Source organism: Mycobacterium sp. (assembly GCF_040509115.1).
Lineage (GTDB): Bacteria > Actinomycetota > Actinomycetes > Mycobacteriales > Mycobacteriaceae > Mycobacterium.
Window position 1 is genome coordinate 18,155 of sequence record NZ_JBEVLO010000307.1, and the last position, 9,283, is coordinate 27,437.

A 9,283-nucleotide genomic window follows, 5' to 3' on the forward strand; every position below is an offset into this window, starting at 1 on the left:
CGGTCGGTCAGGGTTTGCGCGCCAGAATCTGGTCGACACCCATCCGACCCTGCTCGAACGCCAGCCCACCACCGACGAGGTACAGCCGCCACACCCTGGCGACCTCCTCCCCCTGCAGCGCCACGAACTCCTGGTAGTGCCGCTCGAAGGTCGCGAGCCAGTCCTCGACGGTGCGCACGTACTGCTCGCGCATCGCCTCCACCCCGCGGACCTCGAAGCCCGCGTTCGCCACGTGCCGCACCGTCTGCCACAGCGGCCGCATGTGCATGTCGGGCGCGATGTAGGACTCGATGAACGGACCACCACCGGGTGCGGTGCCCTCACGCCGCGACATCTGTTGCAGCAGAAGCCGACCACCCGCCTTGAGGGCGTTCAGCATCGTCGACACGTAGGTGGGATAGTTGCCCTCGCCGACGTGTTCGCCCATCTCGATGGAGCTCACCGCATCGAATGTCGCAGGAGGGTCGGACAATTCGCGGTAGTCCTGCAACCGCACCTCGACCAGGTTGCCGAGGCCCTCCTGAGTGACCCGTTCGGCGATGAAGTCGCGCTGCTCCGCGGAAAGGGTGATGCCCGTCGCGTGCACGCCATGGGTGCGGGCGGCGTGAAGGATCATCGACCCCCAGCCGCAGCCGACGTCCAGCAGTCGCTGCCCCTCCTTCAACTCCAGCTTGCGGCAGACCAGGTCGAGCTTGGCGGTCTGCGCGTCGTGCAGGGACATGGCCGCGTCGGTGTAGTAGGCCGACGAGTACGCCATGTGGTCGTCGAGCAATAGCTCGTAGAACTCGTTGGACAAGTCGTAGTGGTGGGAGATGGCGGCGCGGTCGCGACCACGCGTGTGCAAGCCGCCTGCCAACCGCGCCTCCGATGAGGGCGGCTTCGGCGGCCACCCGACGGCGCCGAGGCGTGCCGCGGCGAAGCCAGCACTGAGCTTGTCCCGCAGCGGAATTGACTGACGGCGCTTCGCCGCTGTGGCCCACGCACGGCGGAAACCGTCGGCCAGGTCGCCTTCGACGTCGATGTCGCCGGTGACGTAGGCCCGCGCCAGGCCCAGCTCGCCCGGCGCCCACAGCAGCCTGCGCAGCGCCCGTCGGTTGTGGATCACCAGCACGGGTCCGCTCGACGGCCCCGCCTCCGTGCCGTCCCAGGCGCGGATGCGCACCGGAAGGTCGACGCCCGCGCCGTCGCGCACCAGCGCGGCCAGTCGACCCGCTACGGTCACCCGAAGACCGACTTGAACTTGTCCAGAGACTCGCGGATGTCGCTCTTGAGGGCGCCAGCGACAACCATCCCGATGGGCCCGAAGAGGGCCGGACCGCCGAGATGGACGTCGAACGTCACCGTGGACCCCTCATCGACCTCGGACGGCTTGATCTTGCCCATCAGCTTGACCTTCACGCCGCCCTTGCCGTTGCCGTCCAGCGTCATCGACTGCGGGGGCTTCCAATTGACGATCCGCCAGTCGATCAGGTTGGGCATGCCCTTGACCTCGACGATCGACGTCAGGGTGGTGCCCTTCTCCAACGTCTCGGGCAGCTTGCTGCGCCACACCCGGTGGATGCTGAGCCACTCCCTGTAGCGGGACAGATCGGAGGCCGCCTCCCACGCCTTCTCCGGCGGGAGCGGCACGTCGACCGAAACCGAAAGCTTCGCCATGGCGCTTAGGACGTCGGGGGCGGCCCGGCCGGCGCGGCGGGTGGCGTCTGTGGTGGCGTCTGTGGTGGCGTCGGGGGCTGCTGCTGGGTGGCGCCCGCGTTGTCCCTGGCCGCCTTCTTGGCGGCCTCCTGCACCTTGTCGACGTGCTGCACGTACTTGCCCTGCGTCTTCTTGTCGACCAGGTCACCGGCCTTGTCGATGGCAGTGTCCACCTTGTCGGCGTTCTTCGAGAGCAGGTTCTTCACGGTGTCCAAAAATCCCATGGCCCCACCCTAGGCTCTGCGGACCCTACTCCGATCTCCAGAGGCGCCGCTTCTCCTTGAGCACGGCGCCCTCCACCCACCAGGCAATCTCGATCAATCCCGCCGCGACCGCACCGATGACCAGGGCCTTCGTCGTCAGTGCCACGTTGGACGGGTCGATCTTGAACGACTCCCGCGCCAGCGGGATGGAGAAGATCACCACATAGGCGAGCGCGGAGACCGTCACCAACCCGACCCGCCACCACTCGTACGGTCGGGCCACCACGGCCAACACCCACAGGGCAGCCACCAACAGCGTGATCAAGGCAGCCGTCGACGCCTGGGTGCGCTGCACGTCGGTGGCTCCGAGGCCCTCGTACGCCAGAAGATACGAGGTGAAGGTCGCGGTGCCGACGATCAGCCCGCTCGGCAGCGCCGACATCATGACGCGCCGGACGAACCCGGTGTGCGCCCGCTCCCGGTTCGGCGCCAGCGACAGCACGAACGCCGGGATGCCGATCGTGAACCAGGCCGCGATCGTCACGTGAATGGGCTGGAACGGAAACAGCAGCGGATCGGTTCCGAACACCTTGGAGGCCACGCCCGCCAGACCCACCAGCATCGCCAGCAGCACCGAATACACGGTCTTGGTGAGGAACAGATTCGAGACGCGTTCGATGTTGCCGATCACGCGCCTGCCCTCACCGACCACGTACGGCAACGTCGCAAACTTGTTGTCCAGCAACACGATCTGGGCCACCGCCCGGGACGCCGAACTACCCGATCCCATCGCAACGCCGATGTCGGCGTCCTTGAGCGCGAGAACGTCGTTGACGCCGTCGCCGGTCATCGCCACGGTGTGCCCGCGCGACTGAAGGGCATGCACCATCGCCCGCTTCTGATCGGGCCGCACCCGACCGAACGTGGTGTACTCCTCCAGCGCATCCGCGAGGTGCTCGGCCTCGTCGGGCAGCTTGCGGGCATCCATCGTCTCACCGTGCAGCCCAAGGGTTCCCGCGACCGCGCCCACCGAGACGGCGTTGTCACCCGAGATGACCTTCACCGTCACCTTCTGCTCGGCGAAGTAGTCGAGGGTCTCCTTGGCATCGGGCCGGACGCGCTGCTCGAGGACCACCAGCGCCGCGGGCGTGACGGTGCCCGGCGCGTCGGGAGCATCGACCGACCGGTCCGACGAGCCGAGCAACAGCACGCGCAGGCCCTGCGCGCCAATCCGTTCGGCTTCCTCGGCATCCGGCGACGACGGGTCGAGCAGCACGTCTGGCGCACCGATCACCCAGTTGCCGTGCTCGCCGTATGAGGTGCCGCTCCACTTGGTCGCCGACTTGAAAGGGGCACCGGCGATGGCCGTCCACCCCGGCGGCGACGGGTACTTCTCGCCGATCGCCTGCATGCTGGCATTCGGGCGCGCATCGTCCGCGGCCAGCGACGCAAGCGGTTTCGTGACGTCCTCCCTGGTAAGGGCCTTCAGGTCACTGAGACGCATGCCGTTCTCGGTGAGGGTGCCCGTCTTGTCGGCACAGACCACGTCGACGCGGGCCAAACCCTCGATGGCGGGCAGCTCCTGCACCAGACATTGCCGTCTGCCGAGTCGAATCACGCCCACCGCGAACGCAATCGACGTCATCAGCACCAGACCCTCGGGCACCATCGGCACCAGAGCCCCGACCATGCCGAGCACGGCGTCGCGCCAACCGACGTCGGTGGTGAACAGCTGCGTGTAGATGATCAGCAGGCCTGCGGGCACCAGAAGGTAGGTGATGACACGCAGAATGGTGTTGATGCCACTGCGCAATTCGGACTTCACCAGCGTGAACTTGCTGGCCTCCTCGGCAAGCTTGGCGGCGTACGCCTCGCGGCCCACCCTGGTGGCGCGGTAGGCGCCGCTGCCCGCCACCACGAAACTGCCGGACTTCACCTCGTCGCCCGCGTCCTTTGCCATCGGGTCGGCCTCGCCGGTGAGCAGGGATTCGTCGACCTCGAGGTTGGCCTCCTCGATGATCTCGCCGTCGACCACGATCTGGTCACCGGGTCCCAGCTCGATGACGTCGTCGAGTACGACCTCGCTCGGCGCCCGGGGGCCGATTCCAGACTGCCTGCGCACCAATGGTTTCGCCTGACCGACGATCGCGAGCTTGTCCAGGGTCTGCTTGGCCCGCAACTCCTGGATGATGCCGATCGCGCTGTTGGCGACGATCAGAATGCCGAACAGCCCGTTGATCAGCGAACCGGTCGACAGCACGATCAGAAACAGGACGCCGAGGATCGCGTTGATCCGGGTCAGCACGTTGGCGCGAATGATCTCCGAGACGCTGCGCGCGGCGCGATTGGGGACGTCGTTGGTCTTGCCCGCCGCGACGCGCTCGGCGACCTCGGCATCCGAGAGGCCCGCAGCCACGGCGGCCGACGTCATCGTCCGGCCCTGCTGAACGTGCCCAGCTTCTCCTCGTCGTAGAACTCCAGGGTCAGCTTGTCGCCGTCGAACGTGGCCTTGGAAATGGTTCCAGGAAAGGCGTTCTCACCGGTCGGCGTGAAGGTGAACACGTTGCCGTCCCAGTGCGTCAGATCGAAGACGTCGCGTGGCCCCAGCGCGAGGGTCAGCTTGCCGCCGGCTTCTGCGACCCTGGCCGGGCCCCAGTAGTCGTTGTCGTAGGTGCCGACGAGTGCGGTCGGAGGCGGCGCAGGAGCCGGGGTGGCTGGCGGCGTCTGGCCGACCAGTGAGCCCACCGGCTGCTCCATCGCCCCGAAGGCGTCGCCGTACAGCTTGTACCAGTCCTCGCGGGGCTCGCCGAACTGCACCAGGTCGGCGAATTGCGCCGTCAGCGCCTCGGGGACACCCGAGGGCGTGGCGTTGGTCAACGCCACGATCGCCACGTCGGCCGACGGAATGATGACGAAGTTGGTGCCCGCCCCCAGGTCGAAGGCGCCCGAGTGACTGAACTGCACCCGCGCGTCCGAGGTGGTCCCGACGTTGAACCCGTAGCCGTAGAAGCCGGGGCGCGCCGCGGGCTCCGCGGGCGGATTGGACACGCTCTGCGGGGTGAGGGCAGGCAGCAGCGCCTTCGGGTCGACGATCTGCTGCCCCTGGAAGTTGCCGTCCGCCAGCATCATCGCCAGCCACTTCGACATGTCGTTGACCGACGAGCTCGCTCCGCCCGCGGGTGATTCGGGTTGGGCGTCGCGAACGAACAACGGCTGGTAGGCGTCGTCGAGGTGGATGTGGCCCACGGCCCGGTCCGGCCTGGACTCGTAGTCCGAGAAGTTCGAGCTGGTCGAGGTCATGCCCAGCGGGCCGTAGAGCACCTCCTGACTGAGGTCCTCCCATGCCTTGCCCGCGTTGACCGCCACGGCCTCGGCACCCGCGGTCAACCCGAAGTTGGTGTATGCGTACGAGGTTCGGAACTGGTCGAGCGGAAGCTCACGCAGATGCTCGAGCACGTAGCGGCGGTCGTAGCCCAGATCCTCGAGCAGATCACCCGCGTGGTCGGGCAACCCCGAGCGATGCGCGAACATGTCACCGACGGTCACCATCTTCGTGACGACGGGGTCCGCGAGCGCGAACCACGGCAGTTTCTCGGCGACCGGGGTGTCCCAGGCGATCCTGCCCTGCCCCACCTGGTTGGCGACGACGGTCGAGCTCAGCGACTTGGACACGGATGCCAGCTGGAACACGGTGTCGGCGTCGACCGCGTTCTCGGGAGCACCACCCTTGCGAACGTCCTTCACTCCGAAACCCTTGGCGTAGATCGTCTTTCCGCCGTGCACGACGGCAACGGCCATGCCGGGGATGCCGGACTTCTTCATCAGTTCGTCGGCGATGCCGTCGAGCTTGCCGACCGCATCCTCAACGGCGTTGTCCGGCAATGCCGTTGCCGGTTCCAGTGGGGGCGAGACCTCGGAGGTGCCCGGTGTGGTCGGCGGACCAGATGACGTCGCGTCACACCCCCCGATCAGCGCCGTCGCGGCGACCAGCACGGCCAGTTTGAACATCGAAGAACGGTGCACACCAGCAACCTAGTCGGTCAGGCCCGCCACCATGGGTCCAACACCGCCGTTGGTTCCGATTCAACCGTCGGCTCGATGCGTTGCCCCGGCCGTGGCGTCGCCACCTTCACGCCCTCGCCAGCGGCGGCGACGAGCATCCGCTCGATGGGTTCGGACCACGGGTGGGGTGCCAGCCGGAACGTCGCCCAGTGGATCGGCACCATGAGCCCCGCATCGGTCACGTCGCGGTGAGCGCGCACGGCGTCCTCGGGGTTCATGTGGATGTCGGGCCAGCCGGGGTGGTAGGCCCCGACGGGCATCAGCGTCAGATCGAAGGGTCCGTGGTCGGAGCCGATGTCGGCGAAGCTCTTGCTGTAGCCGGTGTCGCCGCCGAAGAACGCACGGTGACGCGGCCCGATGATCGCCCACGACGACCACAGGGTGACGTTACGGGTGAGGAACCGGCCGGAGAAGTGCCGCGCGGGCGTGCATACCAGCTCGAGCTCGCCGAGCGAGGCGCTCTGATTCCAGTCGAGCTCGATGATGCGATCGTCGGGAATGTGCCACGTGCGCAGATGCGCCCCGATGCCGAGCGGAACGAAGAACTTGGCCCGCTGCGTCAGCGCGAGCAGTTTGACGGTGTCGACGTCGAGGTGGTCGTAGTGGTCGTGGCTGATGATCACCGCATCGATCGCGGGCAGCGCCTCCAGCGACGCGGGAACGGGATGCAGCCGCTGTGGGCCGACGGCGCGCGATGGCGAGCAGCGATCGCTCCACACCGGGTCGGCGAGTATTCGGTAACCGTCGACCTCGATGATCGCCGACGAGTGGCCGTACCAGGTGGTAGCCAGATCGGCGGCGACGACGCTGGGGTCTGGCGTGACGATGGGGACCGGCGCAGGCGGGTTCTGATCGGCGCTGCCGCCGATGACCTCGCGCGCGAGGACGAACTGCTGCTGACGGGTCAGGTTGACGGTCGAGGACGGCTCGAGGTTGGTGAACACGCCGTCGTGATAGTTCGGCGACCCCTTCGCAACGGCGTCGATCTCCACTGGTGACGCCCCGAGCGCCTCCGGCGCACCTTGCAGCGCGCGCAGGGCGAAACCCCCTCCGATGAGCGCCGCCGTGCCGCCGACCAACCGCGCCGCCTGCCAGAGCATCTAGGCGCCCGTGAACTTCGCGGGCCGCTTCTCGATGCGCGCCACCTGCGCCTCGATTACGTCTTGGCTACCCCAGGCCTTGTCGAAGCCGTCCTTGTGGGCGGGCCACTGGTCCTCGTAGGCGCCGTCGTCGTTGAGCACGCGTTTGGAGTGTTGCACCGAAAGCGGAGCGAGGCCGGCGATCTCCGCCGCCCACGCCTGCGCATCGGCCAGGGTGCCGATGCGGTTGGCCATCCCGGTCTGCAACGCGACGTCGGCGGTCAGCTTCTCGGCGGCGATCAGCATCGCCCGCGCTCGACCGTACCCGGCGAGGGACGACAATCGGCGGATGCTCCAGTTGTCCAGTGCCAGACCGTATTTGGCGATGGGAAACTGGAAGAACGCGTCGGGCGCGACGACGCGCAGGTCGCTCACCATGGCCAGTTGGACCCCCGCCCCGATGGCGGGTCCGTTGATCGCCGCGATGACCGGCATCGGCGCCTTGTCGATCGCCGTATTCAACGCGATCGCCTTGTCGGGGAAGTCGGCGGCGAACACGTCACCGGAGAGATCGGCGCCCGCGCAGAAGACCGTGCCCTGCCCCGTCAACACGATCGCCCGCACGTCCTCGGCCGCGGCCGTGTCGATGGCCTCCCTGAGGGAGTCCACCAGTTCGCTGTTGAGGGCGTTGCGGCGCTCGGGTCGCTGCATCTCGATAGTCGTGACATCGCCCTCTCGGGTAACTCCGATCATGGGGCCAGCCTAACGACCGCGCAGATAGCCTTGCTCCGTGAGCCGCATCGGCGCCATGGCGCTCCGGGACGCCGTCCTCGATCAGGGATCGTTCCTCAGCTGGGACAGCACGCCCATCGACGTCGGCGCCGACGACCAATACCGCCGCGAGCTCGCCGATGCCAAGGCGTCGACCGGGCTGGACGAATCGGTCCTCACCGGCGAGGGCACGGTGTTCGGTCGCCGCGTCGCGGTGGTGGCCAGTGAGTTCGGTTTCCTCGCGGGATCCATCGGGGTCGCCGCAGCCGAGCGGATCACGACGGCGATCGAACGCGCCACCGCGGAGGGGCTGCCGGTGGTGGCATCGCCGAGTTCCGGTGGCACCCGCATGCAGGAGGGGACCGTCGCCTTCCTGCAGATGGTCAAGATCGCGGCAGCGGTCGAGCTGCACAAGCAGGCGCACCTGCCCTACCTCGTCTACCTGCGACACCCGACCACCGGCGGGGTGTTCGCGTCGTGGGGCTCGCTGGGTCACGTGACCGCCGCGCAGCCGGGCGCATTGATCGGCTTCCTGGGGCCGCGGGTGTACGAGCACCTCTACGGCGAGCCGTTCCCCGCCGGTATTCAGACCGCGGAGAACCTGCACCGCCACGGCGTCATCGATGGCGTCGTCCCGATCGAGCTGCTGCGTTCGACGCTGGACCGCGCGCTGAAGGTCCTATCCGACCCGCCGGGCCCCGCGCAGCAGGCCCCCGGCCCAGAACCCGTCGCCGACGTTCCCGCGTGGGACTCGGTCGAGGCGTCCCGCCGCCCCGACCGGCCCGGCATCGGCTATCTGCTCAAGCACGGGACGACGGAGCGGGTGCTGCTCTCCGGGACGGGCGGAGGGCAGGAGCGCAACGGGCCGGGAAATGCGCCGGGGCACGGCGCTGCCACCACGCTGCTGGCACTGGCCCGCTTCGGCGGACAGCCCGCCGTAGTGGTGGGACAGCAGCGTGGCGTGGGTGGCGGGCTGGTCGGTCCCCAGGCGCTGCGCGAGGCGCGTCGCGGGATGGCACTGGCGGCCGGCCTGCGACTGCCCCTGGTGCTGGTGATCGACACCCCCGGCCCTGCACTGTCCGCCGAGGCCGAGGAGGGTGGGTTGGCCGGCGAGATCGCCAGGTGTCTGGCCGAGCTGGTCACCCTGAACACGCCGACGGTCTCGGTGCTGCTGGGCCAGGGCAGCGGCGGGCCTGCCCTCGCGATGGTGCCCGCCGACCGCGTCCTCGCCGCCCTGCACGGCTGGCTGGCTCCGCTGCCACCGGAGGGCGCCAGTGCCATCGTCTACCGCGACGTCTTGCATGCCCCCGAATTGGCGGCTGCACAAGGGATTCGGTCGGCGGATCTGTTGCGCAACGGGATCGTCGACGCGATCGTGCCCGAGCGTGACGACGCCGCGGACACGCCAGCGGACTTCACGGCGCGACTCTCGGCGACCATTGCGGGGGAATTGGTCGCGCTGCGGGCGATGAC

The 9,283-nt window shown here is 68.3% G+C and carries 8 protein-coding genes; 1 reads left to right on the forward strand and 7 read right to left on the reverse strand.

Features of this window, described 5'->3' with window-relative positions; all coding sequences use genetic code 11:
* Positions 1–7: 7 nt before the first annotated feature.
* The 7 genes from ABW137_RS21445 to ABW137_RS21475 are packed head-to-tail and all read right to left on the reverse strand — an operon-like array spanning position 8 to position 7,792.
* Positions 8–1,222, reverse strand: a complete 1,215-nt coding sequence (locus tag ABW137_RS21445; RefSeq protein ID WP_526403455.1) for an SAM-dependent methyltransferase — start codon at positions 1,220–1,222, stop codon at positions 8–10.
* On the reverse strand, positions 1,219–1,656 hold the full coding sequence (locus ABW137_RS21450; RefSeq protein WP_526403456.1) for a type II toxin-antitoxin system Rv0910 family toxin: 438 nt from the start codon (positions 1,654–1,656) through the stop codon (positions 1,219–1,221). Before ABW137_RS21450 ends, ABW137_RS21445 begins: the two co-directional genes overlap by 4 nt.
* Before the next feature lie 5 nt (positions 1,657–1,661).
* On the reverse strand, positions 1,662–1,919 hold the full coding sequence (locus ABW137_RS21455; RefSeq protein ID WP_526403457.1) for an Rv0909 family putative TA system antitoxin: 258 nt from the start codon (positions 1,917–1,919) through the stop codon (positions 1,662–1,664).
* A 25-nt stretch (positions 1,920–1,944) separates the two neighbouring features.
* The gene (locus ABW137_RS21460) at positions 1,945–4,329 is read right to left on the reverse strand and encodes a cation-translocating P-type ATPase (RefSeq protein ID WP_526403458.1); all 2,385 of its coding nucleotides are present in this window, start codon (positions 4,327–4,329) and stop codon (positions 1,945–1,947) included.
* A complete protein-coding gene (locus ABW137_RS21465; protein WP_526403459.1) occupies positions 4,326–5,906 on the reverse strand; it encodes a serine hydrolase domain-containing protein in 1,581 nt (526 codons plus the stop codon). Before ABW137_RS21465 ends, ABW137_RS21460 begins: the two co-directional genes overlap by 4 nt.
* Before the next feature lie 32 nt (positions 5,907–5,938).
* Positions 5,939–7,060, reverse strand: a complete 1,122-nt coding sequence (locus ABW137_RS21470; protein ID WP_526403460.1) for an MBL fold metallo-hydrolase — start codon at positions 7,058–7,060, stop codon at positions 5,939–5,941.
* Positions 7,061–7,792 carry an enoyl-CoA hydratase gene (locus tag ABW137_RS21475; RefSeq protein WP_526403461.1) on the reverse strand — a complete coding sequence of 244 codons (732 nt, stop codon included), beginning with the start codon at positions 7,790–7,792 and terminating at the stop codon, positions 7,061–7,063.
* 37 nt (positions 7,793–7,829) lie between these two features.
* Between ABW137_RS21475 and ABW137_RS21480 the strand changes: the two genes are divergently transcribed.
* A partial coding sequence (locus ABW137_RS21480; RefSeq protein ID WP_526403462.1) for a carboxyl transferase domain-containing protein occupies positions 7,830–9,283 on the forward strand: 1,454 nt, incomplete at its 3' end.

Bases quoted from the DNA above. Each gene is read 5' to 3' on its own strand.
- ABW137_RS21475 (WP_526403461.1), bottom strand. From the start codon at position 7,792: ATGATCGGAGTTACCCGAGAGGGCGATGTCACGACTATCGAGATGCAG.
- ABW137_RS21455 (WP_526403457.1), bottom strand. From the start codon at position 1,919: ATGGGATTTTTGGACACCGTGAAGAACCTGCTCTCGAAGAACGCCGAC.
- ABW137_RS21465 (WP_526403459.1), bottom strand. From the start codon at position 5,906: ATGTTCAAACTGGCCGTGCTGGTCGCCGCGACGGCGCTGATCGGGGGG.
- ABW137_RS21460 (WP_526403458.1), bottom strand. From the start codon at position 4,329: ATGACGTCGGCCGCCGTGGCTGCGGGCCTCTCGGATGCCGAGGTCGCC.
- ABW137_RS21470 (WP_526403460.1), bottom strand. From the start codon at position 7,060: ATGCTCTGGCAGGCGGCGCGGTTGGTCGGCGGCACGGCGGCGCTCATC.
- ABW137_RS21450 (WP_526403456.1), bottom strand. From the start codon at position 1,656: ATGGCGAAGCTTTCGGTTTCGGTCGACGTGCCGCTCCCGCCGGAGAAG.